This is a genomic window from Streptomyces cyaneofuscatus (assembly GCF_042718795.1).
Classification (GTDB): domain Bacteria; phylum Actinomycetota; class Actinomycetes; order Streptomycetales; family Streptomycetaceae; genus Streptomyces; species Streptomyces cyaneofuscatus_A.
The window spans coordinates 1-18,271 of record NZ_JBHXOX010000006.1; the positions used below are offsets into that span (position 1 = coordinate 1).

Annotated in this window: 13 protein-coding genes; 3 read left to right on the forward strand and 10 right to left on the reverse strand. The window is 72.1% G+C overall.

The annotated features are described in order from the left end of the window. Window positions 1-147: 147 nt before the first annotated feature. The 5 genes from ilvC to ACFWRT_RS07700 all read right to left on the reverse strand — a co-directional run bounded on the left by ilvC (window position 148) and on the right by ACFWRT_RS07700 (window position 8,029). Window positions 148-1,149, reverse strand: coding sequence for a ketol-acid reductoisomerase (ilvC, locus tag ACFWRT_RS07680; protein ID WP_073878074.1), 1,002 nt, complete (start codon window positions 1,147-1,149; stop codon window positions 148-150). Between the two features lie 110 nt (window positions 1,150-1,259). Next, complete coding sequence (gene ilvN / locus ACFWRT_RS07685) at window positions 1,260-1,787, reverse strand: acetolactate synthase small subunit (RefSeq protein ID WP_006127785.1); 528 nt, start codon at window positions 1,785-1,787, stop codon at window positions 1,260-1,262. Window positions 1,788-1,810: 23 nt separating this feature from the next. Continuing rightward, complete coding sequence (locus ACFWRT_RS07690; RefSeq protein WP_380950933.1) at window positions 1,811-3,679, reverse strand: acetolactate synthase large subunit; 1,869 nt, start codon at window positions 3,677-3,679, stop codon at window positions 1,811-1,813. A gap of 232 nt (window positions 3,680-3,911) precedes the next feature. Continuing rightward, complete coding sequence (locus ACFWRT_RS07695) at window positions 3,912-6,731, reverse strand: putative bifunctional diguanylate cyclase/phosphodiesterase (protein WP_380950934.1); 2,820 nt, start codon at window positions 6,729-6,731, stop codon at window positions 3,912-3,914. 335 nt (window positions 6,732-7,066) lie between these two features. Continuing rightward, window positions 7,067-8,029 (reverse strand): 2-hydroxyacid dehydrogenase, encoded by a 963-nt coding sequence (locus ACFWRT_RS07700; protein WP_380950935.1) that lies wholly within the window; start codon window positions 8,027-8,029, stop codon window positions 7,067-7,069. A gap of 175 nt (window positions 8,030-8,204) precedes the next feature. Here ACFWRT_RS07700 and ACFWRT_RS07705 point away from each other — a divergent pair, with 175 nt between their 5' ends. The 3 genes from ACFWRT_RS07705 to ACFWRT_RS07715 all read left to right on the forward strand — a co-directional run bounded on the left by ACFWRT_RS07705 (window position 8,205) and on the right by ACFWRT_RS07715 (window position 10,892). Then, the gene (locus ACFWRT_RS07705; protein WP_380950999.1) at window positions 8,205-9,161 is read left to right on the forward strand and encodes an aldo/keto reductase; all 957 of its coding nucleotides are present in this window, start codon (window positions 8,205-8,207) and stop codon (window positions 9,159-9,161) included. 123 nt (window positions 9,162-9,284) lie between these two features. Continuing rightward, on the forward strand, window positions 9,285-10,496 hold the full coding sequence (locus ACFWRT_RS07710) for a PQQ-dependent sugar dehydrogenase (protein WP_380950936.1): 1,212 nt from the start codon (window positions 9,285-9,287) through the stop codon (window positions 10,494-10,496). A 75-nt stretch (window positions 10,497-10,571) separates the two neighbouring features. After that, the gene (locus ACFWRT_RS07715; RefSeq protein ID WP_380950937.1) at window positions 10,572-10,892 is read left to right on the forward strand and encodes a DUF6191 domain-containing protein; all 321 of its coding nucleotides are present in this window, start codon (window positions 10,572-10,574) and stop codon (window positions 10,890-10,892) included. 10 nt (window positions 10,893-10,902) lie between these two features. Here ACFWRT_RS07715 and ACFWRT_RS07720 read toward each other — a convergent pair whose 3' ends face one another. The 5 genes from ACFWRT_RS07720 to ACFWRT_RS07740 form a co-directional block, all read right to left on the reverse strand. Next, window positions 10,903-14,052 (reverse strand): helix-turn-helix transcriptional regulator, encoded by a 3,150-nt coding sequence (locus ACFWRT_RS07720; protein WP_380950938.1) that lies wholly within the window; start codon window positions 14,050-14,052, stop codon window positions 10,903-10,905. Between the two features lie 53 nt (window positions 14,053-14,105). Further along, window positions 14,106-14,282 carry a hypothetical protein gene (locus ACFWRT_RS07725; RefSeq protein ID WP_380950939.1) on the reverse strand — a complete coding sequence of 59 codons (177 nt, stop codon included), beginning with the start codon at window positions 14,280-14,282 and terminating at the stop codon, window positions 14,106-14,108. A gap of 305 nt (window positions 14,283-14,587) precedes the next feature. After that, window positions 14,588-15,274 (reverse strand): hypothetical protein, encoded by a 687-nt coding sequence (locus ACFWRT_RS07730; protein WP_380950940.1) that lies wholly within the window; start codon window positions 15,272-15,274, stop codon window positions 14,588-14,590. A gap of 62 nt (window positions 15,275-15,336) precedes the next feature. After that, window positions 15,337-15,894: a GNAT family N-acetyltransferase gene (locus tag ACFWRT_RS07735; RefSeq protein WP_380950941.1), complete on the reverse strand. Its 558-nt coding sequence runs from the start codon at window positions 15,892-15,894 to the stop codon at window positions 15,337-15,339. Further along, window positions 15,872-18,112 carry an MMPL family transporter gene (locus ACFWRT_RS07740; protein WP_380950942.1) on the reverse strand — a complete coding sequence of 747 codons (2,241 nt, stop codon included), beginning with the start codon at window positions 18,110-18,112 and terminating at the stop codon, window positions 15,872-15,874. Before ACFWRT_RS07740 ends, ACFWRT_RS07735 begins: the two co-directional genes overlap by 23 nt. Window positions 18,113-18,271: the final 159 nt, after the last annotated feature.

Below are 18,271 nucleotides of genomic sequence, written 5' to 3' on the forward strand. Positions count from 1 at the left end.
TTTTTTTTTTTTTTTACTTTTCTTGGTTGTTTTTCCTCCCTCTGGTTGTGTGTTTTTTTTTACTTCGGGGGGGGGGGGGCGGCCGGCGTGGGGGGGGGGGGGGGGGGGGCGGGCCCCCCCCCCCCCCCCCCCCGCTCCCCCGAGGCCTTACGCCTCTTCGTCGTTCACCCAGCTCATGAGCTTGCGCAGCTCACGGCCGGTGGTCTCCAGCAGGTGGTCGCTGTCGGCCTTCTTGTACTCGTTGTACTTGGGCAGACCGTTGTGGTACTCGGCCATCCAGGCATTGGCGAAGGTGCCGTCCTGGATCTCGGTGAGGACCTTCTTCATCTCGGCCTTGGTGGCGTCGGTGATGATCCGCGGGCCGGTGACGTAGTCGCCCCACTCGGCGGTCTCCGAGATGGACCAGCGCATCTTCTCCAGGCCGCCCTCGTACATGAGGTCGACGATGAGCTTCAGCTCGTGCAGGCACTCGAAGTACGCGATCTCGGGCTGGTAGCCCGCCTCGGTCAGCGTCTCGAAACCGGCCTTCACCAGGGCGGCGGTGCCACCGCAGAGGACGGCCTGCTCACCGAACAGGTCGGTCTCGGTCTCCTCGGTGAAGGTGGTCTTGATGACCCCGGCCCGGGTGCCGCCGATGCCCTTGGCGTACGACAGGGCGAGCTCCAGGCCCTTGCCCGAGGCGTCCTGCTCGACGGCCACGATGCACGGAACGCCGCGGCCCTCCTCGTACTGGCGGCGGACCAGGTGGCCGGGGCCCTTCGGGGCGACCATGCAGACGTCCACGCCTGCCGGCGGCTTGATGAAGCCGAAGCGGATGTTCAGGCCGTGGCCGAAGAACAGCGCGTCGCCGTCCTTGAGGTTGTCCTTGACGGACTCCTCGTAGACCTGGGCCTGGATCGGGTCCGGGACGAGGATCATGATGACGTCGGCCTCGGCGGCGGCCTCGGACGGGGTCACCACGCGCAGGCCCTGCTCCTCGGCCTTGGCCTTGGACTTCGAGCCCTCGTGCAGACCGACGCGGACGTCGACGCCGGAGTCACGGAGCGACAGCGCGTGGGCGTGGCCCTGGCTGCCGTAACCCAGAACCGCGACCTTGCGGCCCTGGATGATGGACAGGTCGGCATCGTCGTCGTAGAACAGCTCGGCCACTGGGTCTTCTCCTTGGTGTGCAGGTGTTGCGTCCCACCGTACGGCGGGGGCGTCGTGTACGTGATCGGGTCTCGCCATGCGAACCGGAGCCAGGGGCTCCGCGGATCCGCTCAGGCCGAGCGGTCGAGGGCGCGCAGGGAGCGGTCGGTGATGGAGCGCGCGCCGCGCCCTATGGCGATGGTGCCGGACTGGACGAGCTCCTTGATGCCGTACTGCTCCAGCATCTTGAGCATCGCCTCCAGCTTGTCGGCCCCTCCGGTCGCCTCGATCGTGACGGCCTCCGGGGAGACGTCGACGGTCTTGGCGCGGAACAGCTGGACGATCTCGACGATCTGGGAGCGGGTCTCGCTGTCGGCGCGGACCTTCACCAGGACGAGCTCCCGCTGGATCGCGGCGGACGGCTCGAGTTCGACGATCTTCAGGACGTTGACCAGCTTGTTGAGCTGCTTGGTCACCTGCTCCAGGGGCAGGCCCTCGACATTCACGACGATGGTGATGCGGGAGATGTCGGGGTGTTCGGTGGTGCCGACCGCGAGTGAGTCGATGTTGAAGCCGCGTCGGGAGAACAGGGCGGTGATCCGGGCGAGGACACCGGGCTTGTTCTCGACCAGGACGGAGAGCGTGTGCTTTTCGGACATGGGAGTCGTTCTCTCTCTGTCTCTCAGTCGTCTTCGTTGTCGCCGAAGTCGGGGCGGACGCCGCGTGCGGCCTGGACCTCGTCGTTGGAGGTGCCGGCGGCGACCATCGGCCAGACCATGGCGTCCTCGTGGACGATGAAGTCGATCACGACGGGGCGGTCGTTGACGGAGTTGGCCTCTTCGATGACCTTGTCCAGGTCGGCCGGGTCCTCGCAGCGGATGGCGTGGCAGCCCATGGCCTCGGAGAGCTTGACGAAGTCCGGGACGCGGGTGCCCTTGGCGGCGTTGCCGTCCGTGTCCGCGCCGGAGTGCAGCACGGTGTTGGAGTAGCGCTGGTTGTAGAAGAGGGTCTGCCACTGGCGGACCATCCCGAGGGCGCCGTTGTTGATGATGGCGACCTTGATCGGGATGTTGTTGAGCGCGCAGGTGGCCAGTTCCTGGTTGGTCATCTGGAAGCAGCCGTCGCCGTCGATGGCCCAGACCGTGCGGTCGGGTGCGCCGGCCTTGGCGCCCATCGCGGCCGGGACCGCGTATCCCATCGTCCCGGCGCCGCCGCTGTTGAGCCAGGTGGCGGGCTGCTCGTAGTCGATGTAGTGGGCGGCCCACATCTGGTGCTGGCCGACGCCGGCCGTGAAGATCGTGCCTTCGGGGGCGAGCTTGCCGATGCGCTGGATGACCTGCTGCGGCGAGAGGCTGCCGTCGTCGGGCAGGTCGTAGCCGAGCGGGTAGGTGTCGCGCCAGCGGTTGAGGTCCTTCCACCAGTCTGCGTACTGCCTGGCGGCCTCACCGGTGATGCCCTCGGTGTGCTCGGCCTGGACGGCCTGGACCAGGTCGGCCAGGACCTCGCGGGCGTCGCCGACGATGGGGACGTCGGCGGTGCGGTTCTTGCCGATCTCGGCCGGGTCGATGTCGGCGTGGACGATCTTGGCGTACGGGGCGAAGCTGTCCAGCTTGCCGGTGACGCGGTCGTCGAAGCGGGCTCCGAGGGCGACGATCAGGTCGGCCTTCTGCAGCGCGGTGACGGCGGTGACCGCACCGTGCATGCCCGGCATTCCCACGTGCAGCGGGTGGCTGTCGGGGAAGGCGCCGAGCGCCATCAGGGTGGTGGTGACGGGCGCTCCGGTCAGCTCCGCGAGGACCTTCAGCTCGGCGGTGGCCCCGGCCTTGATGACACCGCCGCCGACGTAGAGCACGGGGCGCTTGGCCTGGGTGATCAGCTTGGCGGCTTCGCGGATCTGCTTGGCGTGCGGCTTGGTGACGGGCCGGTAGCCGGGCAGGTCCTGGGCGGGCGGCCAGCTGAAGGTGGTCTGCGCCTGGAGGGCGTCCTTGGCGATGTCGACGAGGACGGGGCCCGGGCGGCCGGTGGAGGCGATGTGGAAGGCCTCGGCGATGGTGTGCGCGATGTCCTCGGCCCGGGTGACCAGGAAGTTGTGCTTGGTGATCGGCATCGTGATGCCGCAGATGTCGGCTTCCTGGAAGGCGTCGGTGCCGATCGCCTTGGAGGCGACCTGGCCGGTGATCGCGACGAGCGGCACGGAGTCCATGTGCGCGTCGGCGATCGGGGTGACCAGGTTGGTGGCGCCGGGGCCCGAGGTGGCCATGCAGACGCCGACCTTGCCGGTGGCCTGCGCGTACCCGGTGGCGGCGTGGCCCGCGCCCTGCTCGTGGCGGACCAGGACGTGGCGGACCTTGGTGGAGTCCATCATCGGGTCGTAGGCGGGGAGGATGCAGCCGCCGGGGATGCCGAATACCGTGTCGGCGCCGACTTCCTCGAGAGAGCGGATGAGGGACTGCGCGCCCGTGACGTGCTCAACGGTGACGGACGGCTGTCCGCCGTTACGGGCGCGCGGCTGCGGGTGGTGGGCCCCGGTGGCCTGCTCGGTCATCGGCATTCTCTTCTCGAAGCTGAGGGTGTTCGCGGGTGGTTTTTCGCGGGTGTTTTGCAGCGTTTTGAGAGGTGTCAGTGCAACAAAAAACCCCTCGTGCCGTGAGGCAAGCGAGGGGAGCGCGCCGGGTGCGGTCCGCAGAGTGTCGTGGAGTGACTCTGCTTCAGCCGACGCGCTTTCCAAGTACGAGAATTCGGGTGCGCATGGCATTGACCCTCTCTCCGGCACGCATGACGTGTCAAGTGGGTGGGACGGGCGTCTCAGCATGTGATCCGGTGAGCAGCGGGATCGAGCCGCCCGCCATCACCGTACGGGGGCCGGGGACGCCCGGCACGGGGAACTGGCCGCGCACCAGGGCGCGGCGCAGCCGGTACTCGTCGAGCGGGCCGGAGAAGGCCATCCCCTGGCCGTGGGTGCAGCCCATGGCGCGGAGCGCGAGGACCTGCTCGGGGACGTCGACCCCGTCGGCGACGGACTGGAGGCCGAGGTCGCAGGCGATCCGGAGCAGCCCGCTGGTGATCTTGTGCAGCCTGGCCGATTCCACCACCCCCTCGACCAGGTTCCGGTCGAGTTTCAGTACGTCGATGGGGAGGCGGCGCAGCGCGTTGATCGCGGCGAAACCGCTGCCGAAGCCGTCCAGGGCGATCCGGACGCCGAGCCGGCGCAGGGCCACCAGGCGCCGCTCCAGCTCGTCGAAGGAGACCCGGGGGTCGCTGTCGGCCACCTCGATCATCAGCGCCCCCGACGGCAGCCCGTGGCGGGTCAGGAGCGCCTCGATGGAGCCGAAGGGCAGGGCCTTGTCGAGCAGCCGGGTGGCGGTCAGGCGGACGGAGACGGCGACGGGATGTCCGGCCCTGGCCCGGTCGGCGGCCTGCTTCACGGCCTCCTCCAGCAGCCAGCGGCCGAGCTCGGCGGTGCGGTCGTCGTCGCCGGTGACCCGGAGGAACTCGGCGGGGGTGAAGAGGATGCCCTGCGCGGAGCGCCAGCGGGCCTGGGCGGCGACGGCGGCGACCGAGCCGCTGGCGAGGTGGACGACGGGCTGGTGCAGCAGGGCGAACTCGCCCTCGCGCAGGGCGGTGCGCAGCCGGGTGGCCAGCTCGGACCGGCGTACGACGTCGGCCTGCATCTGGGGCGCGTACAGCTCGACCCGGTCCTTGCCGCCGGCCTTGGCGCGGTACATCGCGAGGTCCGCGTTGCGCATGAGGTCGGTGGGGGTGATGCCGGGCTCGGCGAAGGCGACGCCGATGGAGGCGGCCACCCGGACCTCGCTGGGGCCGATCCGGTAGGGCTGGGAGAGGGTGAGGCGGAGGCGGTCGGCGATCTCGTGGACCTGGTACTCCCGGGCGCCCTGGTCACGGGTGCCGTCGCCCGTGATGAGCGCGGCGAACTCGTCGCCGCCGAGGCGGGCCGCGGTGTCGCCGGCCCGGACGGACTCCTGGAGGCGGCGGGCGGCCTGGATGAGCAGCTCGTCGCCGGCCTGGTGGCCGATGGTGTCGTTGACCGCCTTGAAGCCGTCGAGGTCGATGAAGAGCACGGCGGTGCCGGAGTCGCCGGCGCGGCGGCCGGTGAGCGCCTGGCGGACCCGGGAGGTGAACAGGGCCCGGTTGGGCAGGTCGGTGAGCGGGTCGTGCTCGGCGTTGTGCTGCAACTGGGCCTGGAGCCTGACCCGTTCGGTGACGTCCCGGCTGTTGAGCAGGAGCCCGCCCTGGTGCCGGTTGACGGTGGACTCGGCGTGGAGCCAGTCGCCGGTGCCGGAGCGGAAGCGGCACTCGATGCGGGTGGTGGGCTCCTCGTGGGGCGGGGCGGCGAGGAAGCGCCGCACCTCGTGGACGACCCGGCCGAGGTCCTCGGGGTGGATGATCGAGGAGAGCTCGGCGCCGACGAGATCCTCCGCGTCGCGCCCGTAGACCCCGGCGGCGGCGGGGCTGACGTAGCGCAGGGTGCCGCTGGGGGCGGCGATCATGATGACGTCGCTGGAGCCCTGGACCAGGGAGCGGAAGTGGTTCTCCTTCTGGGCCAGCTCCTGGGTGAGGGAGATGTTGTCCAGCAGCATGATCCCCTGCCGGACGACCAGGGCGAGGACGACCGTGCAGCCGGTGAAGATGACGACCCGGTCCACCCGGCGCCCCTCGACCACGTTGTACAGGATGCCCAACGTGCAGACGGCGGCGGCGAGATACGGGGTCAGCGCGGCCAGCGACCCGGCGATCGGGCGGCTCATGGCGCGCGGCGGGCCCGGGCGGTCGGTGCCGGGTGCCCGGCTCCGTACGCCCCAGGGCGCGTAGGCGAGGAGCAGCGAGCCGGCGAACCAGCCGGCGTCGAGCAACTGGCCCGAGTGGTAGGTGGATCGCAGCAGCGGCGAGGTGAACACCGCGTCGCACAGGACGGTCAGCGCCAGGGCGGCGATCGCGGTGTTGACCGCCGAGCGGTTGGCCCCCGAGCGGCGGAAGTGCAGCGCGAGCACCATGGAGACGAGCACGATGTCCAGCAGCGGATAGGCCAGCGAGAGCGCCGCCGGGCCCACGCTGGCGTCCTGGACGCCCGCCATGTGCGCCGCGTGCGCGAGGGCGAGGCTCCAGGCGAGGGTCAGCAGGGAGCCGCCGATCAGCCAGGCGTCCAGGGCCAGACAGACCCAGCCGGCCCGGGTGACGGGGCGCTTGGCGAGCACGAGCAGTCCGACGATGGCGGGCGGCGCGAAGCAGAGGAAGAAGGCGTCGGCCGCCGACGGGGTGGGCACGGGGACGCCGAGCACCACCTCGTACCACCCCCAGACGGCGTTGCCGCAGGCCGCCATGAGGGAGGAGAGCGAGAAGAGCAGCCAGGCGGGCCGCAGCCGCCCGGCGCTCACCCGGGCGTAGAGGAAGCAGGAGACGGCGGCGACCAGCGCCGCCGCGGCGAGGCCGAAGTCCCCCATGAAGCGGGCCAGTTCCGGTGATCCCCAGCCGACGGCCGCTCCGACCGAATATCCGCCGCAGACGACGCCGAGCAGGATCCGGGCCCGCAGCCCCGAGGAGCCGACGGCGGAACGCGGCGAGAGCCAGGCCCCCAGGGCGCTCACCGGAGGGCTCCCCGCCCCGGCCCCGGGCGCCGGCCCGGGGTGGAATCCGGCCACCCGCGGGCGGCCTGTCCGGGCAGCGGCGATGGCCGCCGCAGCCCGCTCGGCCGCCTCGGATCGTCTCTCCATGGCCAGCACATCGTCCGTCGCCCCCTCGCGTTCCGATGCTGCCCCCGCGCCGCCCCTGCCACCGCGCGGCGCTCCGGTCCGGACGATACACCAGATTCGTCACTCAGGGCCATAGCTTCTCTACGCTCCGTGACGAAACACGAGGTGGGCGGCACTGTACGCATGCGGATCACGCCTCGGCGTGATCGCCCGGGGCCGTCCGGGGCGCCTCAGCCGGTGGTGCTGACGACGTTCGCGAGCGCCTCCCCCGCGGCGAAGCGGGTGAGCTGCGTGGCCAGCAGCCGCTTGGCGCGCGGTTCGAACGCCGAGGTGCTGCCGCCCACATGAGGCGTGATCAAGACATTCGGAGCATGCCAGAGAGGATGGCCGGACGGCAGGGGTTCCGGGTCGGTGACGTCGAGTGCCGCCCGCAGCCGTCCGGATTCCAGTTCGGCCAGCAGGGCCTTGGTGTCCACTACCGGGCCCCGGGCGACGTTGACGAGGAGGGCCCCGTCCGGCATCGCGGCGAGGAAGTCGGCGTCCACGAGCCCCCGTGTGGAGGGGTTCAGCGGGGTGGAGAGCACGACGACGTCGGCCTCGGGCAGCAGGGCCGGGAGGTCGTCGAGCGTGTGTACGGGGCCGCGCCCGGTGGTCCGGGCGGAGCGCGCGACGCGGGCGACCCGCGCGCACTCGAAGGGCGCGAGCCGGTCCTCGATGGCCGCGCCGATGGAGCCGTACCCCACGATGAGGACGGACTTGTCGGCGAGCGCCGGGTAGAAGCCGGACCGCCACTCCTGCCTGTCCTGGCCGTGGACGAAGCCGGGGATGTCGCGCAGGGAGGCCAGGATCAGGGCGAGCGTCAGCTCCGCCGTGGACGCCTCGTGCACCCCCTTGGCGTTGCAGAGGCGTACACCGGCGGGCAGCAGGCCGAGCCCCGGCTCCACGTGGTCGATGCCCGCGGAGAGCGTCTGCACGACCTGGACGGCGCTCATGGCGTCCATCGGCCGGACGGCGACCTCTGAACCCTTCAGGTAGGGGACGACGTAGTACACGCAGTCCGCGGGGTCGCCGGGGAACTCCGGGCCGCCGTCCCAGAAGAGGTAGTCGAGGCCTTCGGGGAGGCCGTCGATCTCCTCGGCCGGAAAGGGCAGCCATACATCGGCACGTGTCGCGCCGGCAGTCGTCTCAGTCATGGTCAGGAGGCTATGCGACGGGTGTGCGAGTGCTCCAGGACGGCTGCGGGACGGCTGATCGAAGTCGTGGCCGGGCCAGAGGTTAGTTTGGGGTGCGGTACGGCCCCGTGACCGCGGGAACGAGGGAGGGTTCGGGGAGTTGGAGCGCAGGACGATCGGGGCGTCGGGGCTCGCCGTGGGCGCGGTCGGGCTGGGCTGCATGCCGATGAGCTGGGGCTACAGCGCGTCGCAGCAGCTCGGTGACCGCTCGGTGCGTACGGTGCACGCGGCGCTCGACGCCGGTGTCCGGCTGCTCGACACCGCGGACATGTACGGGCCGTTCACCAACGAGCTCCTGGTGGGGCGAGCGCTCAAGGGGCGCCGCTCCGAGGCGTTCCTCTCCACCAAGTGCGGGCTCCTGGTGGGCGATCAGCACATCGTCGCCAACGGCCGCCCCGGTTACGTACGACGGGCCTGTGACGCCTCGCTGCGACGCCTCCAGACCGATGTGATCGACCTCTACCAACTGCACCGGGCCGACCCCGAGGTGCCGGTGGAGGAGACCTGGGGCGCGATGGCGGAGCTGGTGACCGCGGGCAAGGTGCGTTCGCTGGGACTGTGCGCGGTGGGGGCGCGCGCCCCGCGCAGATCCGCGGCCGGGCCGCATGCGGGAACGATCCGGCAGTTGGAGCGGATCCAGCAGGTCTTCCCGGTCAGCGCCGTGGAGGCGGAGCTGTCGGTGTGGTCGCCGGAGGCGCTGGAGGAGCTGCTGCCCTGGTGTGCGGCGCGGGGGGTCGGGGTACTCGCCGCGATGCCGCTGGGCAGCGGCTATCTGACCGGGACGCTCAAGCCGGGCCAGGGGTTCGAGCCCGAGGATCTGCGGGCCCGGCACCCCCGGTTCACGGCCGAGATGATGGCGGCGAACCAGCCGGTGGTGGCCGGGCTGCGGCGGATCGCGGAGCGGCGCGGGGCGAGTGTGGCGCAGGTGGCGCTGGCGTGGGTGCTGCGGCAGGGGCCGCACGTGGTGGCGGTGCCGGGCGCGAAGCGGGAGGAGTGGGCGGTGGAGAACGCGCGGGCGGCTGAGGTGGAGCTGGACGAGGCGGACCTGGCGGAGATCGCCGGGCTGCCCCGGGCGCGGGGGTCGTGGGACTGAGGCCGCGCGCCCGGAAGAGGGTGGCGGGAGAATGGGCCGCACCGGGAACTTCGGGCGGGGCCGCGAGGTAAGAACAGGTAGAGCGAAAGAGCCAGTCGGGCAGCCGTCGAAAGGATCGGTCCAGTGCGCGGTGCTGTGTTCGGGTCAGTTCAGTCCCCCGCGGTGCGCAGGGGGGTGGTGGCCGCACTGGCGACGGCCTCGCTGGTCCTGTCCGCCGCGTGCTCCACGGGCGGGGAGGAGGGCACGTCCGGTACGGGCGCCGCCTCACCGACCGCCTCACGGAGCCCCGGTTCCTCCGCGTCGCCGAGCGCGTCGGCCGATCTGCCCCCCGCCAAGGGCTCGGCGAAGGTGGTCTCGACGCTGACCGAGGGGCTGAAGTCGCCCTGGGGGCTGACCGCGCTGCCGGGCGGTGACCTGCTGGTCGCCTCGCGTGACGAGGGGACGGTCCACCGGATCGACGGCGAGAGCGGGAAGCAGACCCTGCTCGGCTCGGTGCCCGGGGTCTCCCCGGCGGGCGAGGGCGGTCTGCTGGGGCTCGCGGTCCCCTCGACGTTCGCCGCGGACGGATGGGTGTACGCGTACCTCACCACCACCTCCGACAACCGCATCGTCCGCATGAGTTACGACGAGAAGCGCCCGGCCGGACAGCAGCTCGGCGCCCCGGACACCATCCTGCGCGGCATCCCCAAGGGGAACATCCACAACGGCGGCCGGATCGCGTTCGGCCCGGACAAGATGCTGTACGCGGGCACCGGGGAGACCGGGGACACCGGGCTCGCGCAGGACAAGGAGTCGCTGGCGGGCAAGATCCTGCGGATGACCCCGGACGGGGAGCCGGTGCACGGCAACCCGGAGGCGGACTCGGTGGTGTATTCGTACGGGCACCGCAATGTCCAGGGGCTCGCCTGGGACGCGCGGAAGCGGCTGTGGGCGGCCGAGTTCGGCCAGAACACCTGGGACGAGCTCAACCTGATCGAGCCCGGCGGCAACTACGGGTGGCCCGAGGTGGAGGGCCAGGAGGGCGAGGACGGGTTCATCGACCCGGTCGCGCAGTGGAAGACCTCCGAGGCCTCGCCCAGCGGTATCGCGTACGCGGAGGGCTCGATCTGGATGGCGGGGCTGCGGGGCGAGCGGCTCTGGCGCATCCCGCTCTCCGGTGACGCGGACAAGGAACCTTTGGCCGCCCCCCAGTCGTTCCTGGATGAGAAGCACGGCCGGCTGCGCACCGTGGTGAGCGCGGGCGGCGACCGGCTCTGGCTGGTCACCAGCAACACGGACGGCCGGGGAGAGCCGAGGTCCGGGGACGACAGGATCCTGCTGGTCGAAGTGGGGTAGGCGGACTCGGACACCCCGCGCCCCGCCCGGCGCACCACGTCCGGCCCACGCACCATGTTCGGAGGGAGCACGACCGTGTTCAATTTCTTCGAGGAGCTCTTCGCCCCGGGGCGCAAGCACGGCGCCGACGAGCAGAAGAGGCTGGAGCTGAGCCGGGTGGACGTCGCCGCCGGTGACCCGGGCCGCGGGCCGATAGACCTCACCTCCGGCAAGGTGACGGTCCGGGCGCCGGAGGCGGAGCCGGCCCCGGACGATGAGCGCGGACCGGCCGACCGCATGCGGAAGGCGCCGCTGGAGCAGGACGCCGTGCTCGCCCCCCGTACGCGCGTCGTCACGGAGCCGGCGGACGACCGGGGCGACGGGGACGACGGTCACGACGGGCCGCACGAGCGCTGACGGGCAGGGTCTACGGGGCCGGGTAGAGGCGGAGGCGGTGGGCCAGGGCCGCCGCCTCGCCGCGAGAGGCGACACCGAGCTTGGCCAGGATGTTGGAGACGTGCACGCTCGCGGTCTTCGGTGAGATGAACAGCTCCTCGGCGATCCTCCGGTTGGTGTGGCCGGCCGCGACCAGCCGGTGCACGTCCTGCTCGCGCGGGGTCAGCCCGAAGGACTCGACGGCGGTGATGGCCGGGTCCCTGTCCTCGGCGGACGGCCGCCCCGGGCCCACTGCGGCAGGTTCGGTGGTCAGGACGGCCGGGTGGATGGCGGTGTCGTGACCGGGTGGCGCGCCGGAGTCGTCCAGGACTATGCGGGCGCGGGCCGCAAGCTGTTCGACCGCCTCGGCGAGCGGGCGTGCGCCGAGCCGACGGGCGACCTGCAGGGCGCGGTGCAGCAGCGCCGTGGCGGTGGACCGCTCGCCGGGGGCGATGAGCAGGGATTCGGCCCAGCGGCGATGGATCTGGGCCAGGTGGTACGGGCGGCACAGCGGTTCGAAGGCCTCGGCGGCGTGTGCCCAGTGCGCGGGGGCGTCCGTGCCCTCCGCCCGGGCCAGCTCGGCCTCGATGAAGACACCGTGGGCCACCCATACGGGGACGAGCATCGGGAGGCTCTTCACGCACCGGCGGATCAGCGCCAGCAGCTCCGGGCGGCCGGGTTCGGCGGCGGGCAGTCCGCGGGCGTCCGCCTCGATCATGGCGGCGGTCTGGAGCAGCGGCAGGGCGTAGCGCTGGGTGCCGGGCGGGAAGCCGGGCCGGGCCAGCTCCTCGAACGCGGCCCGCGCCTCGGCGATCCTGCCCCGTGAGGCGGCCATCACCATGCCGTGCCGGACGGGGTCGATCAGGTGCTGGTGCTGCCGATCGCGATGCCCGAAGTGCTTGTGGACCAGCGTGAGCAACTCCTCCGCCTCGACGAAGTCCCCGCGCGCGACGGCCAGTTCGGTACGGCGGAGGGCGGCGAGCCCTTTCGACTTGGGGCCCAGCGCCAGGCGGGCGGAGGACGCGGCGGCGGCCTCGCTCTGGGGCCAGTGCCCGAGGGAGAACAGGGACTGGGACTGGTTGGCGTGCACCCAGGCCCCGGAGTCGGCCAGGCCGTGGCTGTGGCAGATCTCGATGCCGTGGTCGGCGGCGGCGACGGCCTCCAGCGAGCGGCCCATCGCCTCCAGCGAGGAGGGCAGGTTGACGCTGACCCGGCCGAGGAGGTTCATCAGGTGCAGCTTCTCGGCCCGGTCCCGGACGGCGTACATCTCGGCGAGGCCGTCCTCGACGCCGCCGGCGTCCGCCGTGAGCCAACCGCGGGTGAGGCGGGCGTGCAGCTCGATGTACTCGTCACCGACGAGCCGGGCGTACTCCACCGCGCGGTCGCTGTCGGCCAGCGCCTCCGGGCCCGGCCGGTGCAGCGCCTTCCAACTGGCCACATTGGTCAGGACGTCGGCCTGCACGGGGGACGGCGGCAGTCCGCGCACCCGTTCCTGCGCGGCGGCCAGCTCCTCCCAGCCGTCCCCCTTGTCGAGCCCCTGCACCAGTCGGCTGCGCTGCACCAGGAACCAGGCCTCGCGCAGCGGGTCGGCCTCGGACTCCAGGACCCGCATGGCCTTCTTCGAGATGGCCAGGGCGCGCTTGCGGTCGCCGCCGAAGTGGGCGGCGACGGTGGCCTCGGCCATCACGTCCAGATAGCGCAGCGGCGTGTTCTCCGGGTCGGAGGCGGAGGCGGGGTAGACCTCCGCGTAGTCGAACGGGCGCAGGGTGGCGCGCACCGCGTCGGGCACGTCGTCCCAGAGCTCCATCGCCCTTTCCAGCAGCCTCAGTTGCTCGGAGTAGGCGTAGCGGCGGCGGGCCTCGACGGCGGCCCGGAGCACGGCGGGCAGGGCCTTGGCGGCGTCGTGTGCGGCGTACCAGTAGCTGGCGAGGCGGGTGGCGCGTTCGTCGTCCCGGACGAGGGAGGGGTCGGCCTCCAGGGCTTCGGCGTACCGGCGGTTGACGCGGGTGCGTTCACCGGGCAGCAGGTCGTCGCTGACGGCCTCGCGGACCAGGGAGTGGCGGAAGCGGTAGCCGCCGCTGTCGGGGGCGGGTTGCAGCAGGTTGGCGCCGACGGCCGCGCGCAGGGCCTCGTCGAGCTCGTCCTCGCCGAGGCCGGCGACGGCGGCCAGCAGGTCGTGTTCCACGAAGGAGCCGCCCTCGGCGACGATCCTGGCGACCCGCTGGGCGTGCTCCGGAAGCGCCTCCACACGGACGAGCAGGAGGTCGCGGAGCGACTCGGTCAGCCCGGAGCTGTCGCCGCAGCACTCCAGGGAGCGGGCCAGCTCCTCGACGAAGAAGGCGTTGCCGTCGGAGCGGTCGAAGATCTCGTCGACGAGTGCGGCTTCGGGGGTCTCCGCGAGGATGCCCGCCAACTGGCTGCCGACCTCGTCGTGGCTGAACCGGTCGAGTTCGACGCGGGTGATGGTGCGCAGCCGGTCCAGCTCGGCGAGGAGGGGGCGCAGGGGGTGGCGGCGGTGGATGTCGTCCGCGCGGTAGGTGCCGACGACCATGAGACGGCCGCCGCTGAGGGTGCGGAAGAGGTAGGCGAGCAGGTGCCGGGTGGAGGCGTCCGCCCAGTGCAGGTCCTCCAGGACGAGGACCACCGCCCGGTCGGCGGATATCCGTTCCAGCAGCCGGGCGGTGAGCTCGAAGAGGCGGGCGATGCTGTGTTCGTCGGTGGCGTCCCGGTGGACCTCGCCCAGTTCGGGCAGGAGCCGGGCCAGTTCGCCCTCCTGGCCGGCGCAGGCGGCGGCCATCTCCTCGGGCAGGGCCCGGCGCAGGGCGCGCAGGGCGGTCGGGAAGGGGGCGAACGGCAGCCCGTCGGCCCCGATCTCGACGCAGGCCCCGACGGCCACGACGGCATCGCGCCGCCCGGCCGCCGCGATGAACTGCTCGACCAGACGGGTCTTGCCGACACCCGCCTCGCCGCCGATCAGCAGCGCCTGCGGGTCGCCGGACGCGGCACGCGTGAGCGCCTCGGTGAGCGAGGCGAGTTCCTCCGCGCGCCCGACGAACACGGGGCTCACCGACCTGGTCTCCACGCTGCCGAGCATCGCATACGCGTACGAGGCCGCGGGATCTTTTTCGCGGACGGTGATCATGCTCCCGGCCCGGTCCGGTGCCGGCTCGGTAGGCGTCCCGGGCCGGGACACCGTCAGGCGGCCGGGGCGAAGCGGGTGCGGTCGGCCTCCCTCACCTTTCCTTCGGGGTCACCGCGTCCGGTACGACGGGCGGCCCGGCGGGCGATGCGGGCCCGGCCGATCTCGCGCTCGGCGTCGGCCCGGCGGATCAGCTCGGCGGAGGTGGCGCGGTACAGCTCGTAGTCGTACATGGAGTGCCCCTGGTTCCCGGTCGCGGCAGCGGACCGTCGTGGCAGCGGACCTGAGGGGGTGCCCGGCCGGTCGCCGGGGCCCTGTGTTCGCTGTGTGTCCACTGTCGTCGGCCAGGAGGGGGCGCCGCATGAGGCGAGTTCCGCATCTTTCCCGCGCTGGTGGCCTTAGGCCGGCCCACCCCGTGGCCCAGGGGTGAGCGGGGGCCTTAGACCGGTGCCTTAGGGGCCCGGTACCGGCTCATTCCCGTGCCGTAGGGGCCCGGTCCCGGCCCCGATACCCGTGCCGTAGGGGCCCCGGTCCCGGCTCAGCCCGCCGGTGTGCCCGCTACCGGGAGGGAGAGGAACAGGTCGAAGTACATGCCTGCGGAGATCAGCACGCCGAGGGTGCCGAGCGCGACTCCGGCCAGCGCGACCGCGCGGATCCAGGCGGGCTGCGGCCGCGTGGCGGGGGTGCCGAAGGCGGGGCGGGCCAGGACGAAGGCGCCGACGAGCAGGGCCAGCACCGCGAAGACGCCGTTGACGAGGGCGGTGGCGTGCCAGGCGTCCCCGTAGATCTCGGAGATCTGCTGGGCCGCGCTGGAGCCGCCGGCGGTCTGGATCTGGCCCATCAGGGTCTCGCGCTCGGCGGCGATCCGGCCGGACCAGGCGCCGGTCAGGGCGACGATGCCGAGGGCGGCGGAGACGACGGCCGTGGCGCCCGCGCCGACGCCGTGGCGGGCCTCGGTGAAGGGGTCGGGCTCCAGGCCGTCGGGCTCCAGGCCGTCGTCCTCGGCCTCGTCGGCGGCCTCCGCCGGCGCGGCGGTCGCGGTGGAATCCTTGGTGACCGACGGCGCGGCGGTCGCGGCAGGGTCCTCGGTGACCGACGGCGCGGCGGTCGCGGTGGAGTCCTCCGTGACGGCGGCGTCGGCGGTGCTCTTCTCGGGGTCGGCGGCGGGCGTGTCCGTCGTGGACGGGCCGGTCGTCTTGGAGGGGGTGGTGTTCATGTGCCGCACGCTAGGGGCCCCGGATGAGAACCCCCTTAACGTCCGGGTGAGCGCCCCCTCGACGCCCGGGTTCAGCGCCCGGTGCGGGCCCGCCATTCCGGGGCCAGCACGGACCAGATCTCCGAGTCGTGGCGCTCTCCCCGGTAGAGGTAGTTCTGCCGGATCACCCCGTCACGGGTCATGCCGAGCCGCTGGGCGACGGCGATCGAGCGGGTGTTGGCGGCGGACGCGTCCCACTCGATGCGGTGCATGCCCCGCTCGTACACCGCCCAGTCGATCAGGCGCTCGGCGGCCCGGGTGATCAGACCCCGGCCCTGGGCGGCCGGCTCCAGCCAGACGCCGATCTCGCAGTTGCCCGACTCCGCGTCGAAGATCCGGAAGAGGACCCCGCCGACGAGGGTGCCCTCCAGCCAGATCCCGTAGAGCCGTCCGGTGTCCGCCGCCTGCTTCTCCGCGTACCGCCGGAGCAGCGCGCGTGCGGAGTCCAGGTCGGTGGCGAAGGAGGCGAACGGGATCCACGGGTCGACCAGCTCCCGGGCCCGGTCCATATGGGTCAGGAACTCCTCGGCCTGCCAGACCTCCAGCGGGCGCAGCTCCGCCTGGTCGTCACCCAGGGATATGGCGAACATCGTGCTCCTCCTTTGCCGACGCGGCGTCCACCTCCGTGACGCGCGCACCCGGGATCCTCGCATGATCCACCGCGGTGTCGGGCGGTTCGATGCTGATCCGGGGCAGCCGGCGGTCCAGCCAGCCCGGCAGCCACCAGTTGGCGCCGCCGAGCATGTGCATCAGGGCGGGCACCAGCAGGGTGCGCAGGACGAAGGCGTCCAGGGCGACGGCGGTGGCGAGCGCGATACCGAACATGGCGATCACCCGGTCGCCGCTGAGCACGAAGGCGAGGAAGACGGAGATCATGATCACGGCGGCGGAGTTGATCACTCGGCTGGTCTCGGCGAGGCCGACCCGGACGGAGCGCCGGTTGTCGCCGGTCTCCAGCCACTCCTCGTACATCCGGCCGACCAGGAAGACCTGGTAGTCCATGGAGAGGCCGAAGAGGACCGAGACCATGATCACCGGGAGGAAGGGTTCGATGGGCCCGGCGCTGCCGAGGCCGAGCAGCTCACTCCCCCAGCCCCACTGGAAGACGGCGACGACGACGCCGAAGGAGGAGGCGACGGCGGCCACGTTCATGACGGCGGCCTTGACCGGGATGCCGATGGACCGGAAGGCCAGCAGCAGGAGCAGGCAGCCGAGGCCGATGACGACCCCCACGAAGAGGGGCAGCTTGCCGACGATGATCTCGGCGAAGTCGTCGTAGCTCGCCGTCACCCCGCCGACGTACGTCTCCAGCGAGCTGGTGTTCTTGACCGGCGGGAGCACGTCCTCCCGGAGGCGGTCGACCAGCTCGCTGGTCTCCTGCGACTGGGGCGCCGAGGTGGGGACGACGGTGAGGAAGGCGGTGTCGCCGCCGCTGTTGTACGTGACCGGGCTGACCGAGGCGACGCCATCGGTGGTACGCAGCCTCTCGGGCAGCGAGTCCAGGGCGAGCCGGTCGTCGGCGCCGTCGAGCTGGGCGGCGATGGTGAGGGGTCCGTTGACGCCGGGGCCGAAACCGTCGGCGATCAGGTCGTACGCCTGGCGGGTGGTGGTCGTGGCCGGGTTGTTGCCCTGGTCGGAGGTGCCGAGGTGGAGCCCGAGCGCGGGCAGGGCGAGGACGGTCATGACGACCACCGCGATCCCGCCGAGCAGCCTCGGGTGGCGCTCCACGAAGGCGGACCAGCGGGCGGCGAAGCCGGTGGGCAGTTCGGGGCGCGGGCCGTGTTCGGCGAGCTGCCGGCGTTCGCGGCGGCTGAGCGCCCGCATCCCTATGCGGGAGAGGAGCGCCGGCAGCAGGGTGACGGAGGCGGCCACGGTCAGGACGACGGTGAGCGAGGCGGCGATGGCGACGCCGTTGAGGAAGCTGAGCCGCAGGATCAGCATGCCGAGCAGGGCGATACAGACGGTGGCCCCGGCGAAGACGACCGCGCGTCCGGTGGTCGTGACGGCGTTCTGGGCCGCTTCGTCGACGGACATCCCGCGCCGGAGCCCCCTGCGGTGCCGGGTGACGATGAAGAGCGCGTAGTCGATGCCGACGCCGAGCCCGATGAGCATGCCGAGCATCGGGGCGAAGTCCGCCACGGTCATCACATGGCCGAGCAGGACGATGCCCGCGTAGGCGGTACCGACCGAGACCAGGGCGGTGGCGATGGGCAGCAGGCTGGCGGCGAGCGAGCCGAAGGCTAGGAAGAGGACCACGGCCGCGACGACCACGCCGACCGCCTCGGCGATATGGGCGGAGGGCGCCTCGGTGAGGGCGACGGCGGTGCCGCCCAGTTCGACCTCCAGCCCGTCCGCCTCGGCTCCCTTCGCGGTGTCCACGAGGGCCTGGGCCTCGGAGACCGGGATCTCGTCGGCGGGGCGGTCGAAGGTGACCGTGGCGTAGGCGGTACGGCCGTCCTCGCTGATCTGGCCGGTGGACTCGGCTCCGTACGGGCCGGTCACCGCGCCGACGCCGGGCAGGGCGTCGATCGCGTGGAGGGTGCGGGTCATCGTCTGTTCGACGTCGGCGGCCCGCACCGTGGAGCCGGAGGTGTGCCAGACCACTGTGTCGGTGTCACCGCCGAGGTCGGTGAAGCCGCGCGAGAGGAGCTCGGTGGCCCGGCCGGACTCCGTACCGGGCACCTCGTAGTCGTTGGAGTACGCGGAACCCGCGAACCCCGCCGCTGCGGCGGTGCCGCCGAGGGCGGCGAGCCAGATGAGGACGGCGAGCAGCCGGTGCTTGATGCACCAGCGGGCGATGGCAGCCAACGGACGAGCTCCCTGCGGGTTCGTGGACCTTTACCCGCAGATAACATGATCTGCCGCAAACGTCGCATGACCTGGACCGCCACTCTCTCAGTAGAAAGTGATCCTTTGTCCGTTTCGTGGCCATGGTCACAGGGGTTGATCTGCTCCCTACACAGGAAA

Excerpts from the sequence above, each read along its gene's own strand:
- ilvN (WP_006127785.1), bottom strand. The coding sequence starts at position 1,787 with ATGTCCGAAAAGCACACGCTCTCCGTCCTGGTCGAGAACAAGCCCGGT.
- ACFWRT_RS07690 (WP_380950933.1), bottom strand. The coding sequence starts at position 3,679 with ATGCCGATGACCGAGCAGGCCACCGGGGCCCACCACCCGCAGCCGCGC.
- ACFWRT_RS07700 (WP_380950935.1), bottom strand. The coding sequence starts at position 8,029 with ATGACTGAGACGACTGCCGGCGCGACACGTGCCGATGTATGGCTGCCC.
- ACFWRT_RS07720 (WP_380950938.1), bottom strand. The coding sequence starts at position 14,052 with ATGATCACCGTCCGCGAAAAAGATCCCGCGGCCTCGTACGCGTATGCG.
- ACFWRT_RS07725 (WP_380950939.1), bottom strand. The coding sequence starts at position 14,282 with ATGTACGACTACGAGCTGTACCGCGCCACCTCCGCCGAGCTGATCCGC.
- ACFWRT_RS07735 (WP_380950941.1), bottom strand. The coding sequence starts at position 15,894 with ATGTTCGCCATATCCCTGGGTGACGACCAGGCGGAGCTGCGCCCGCTG.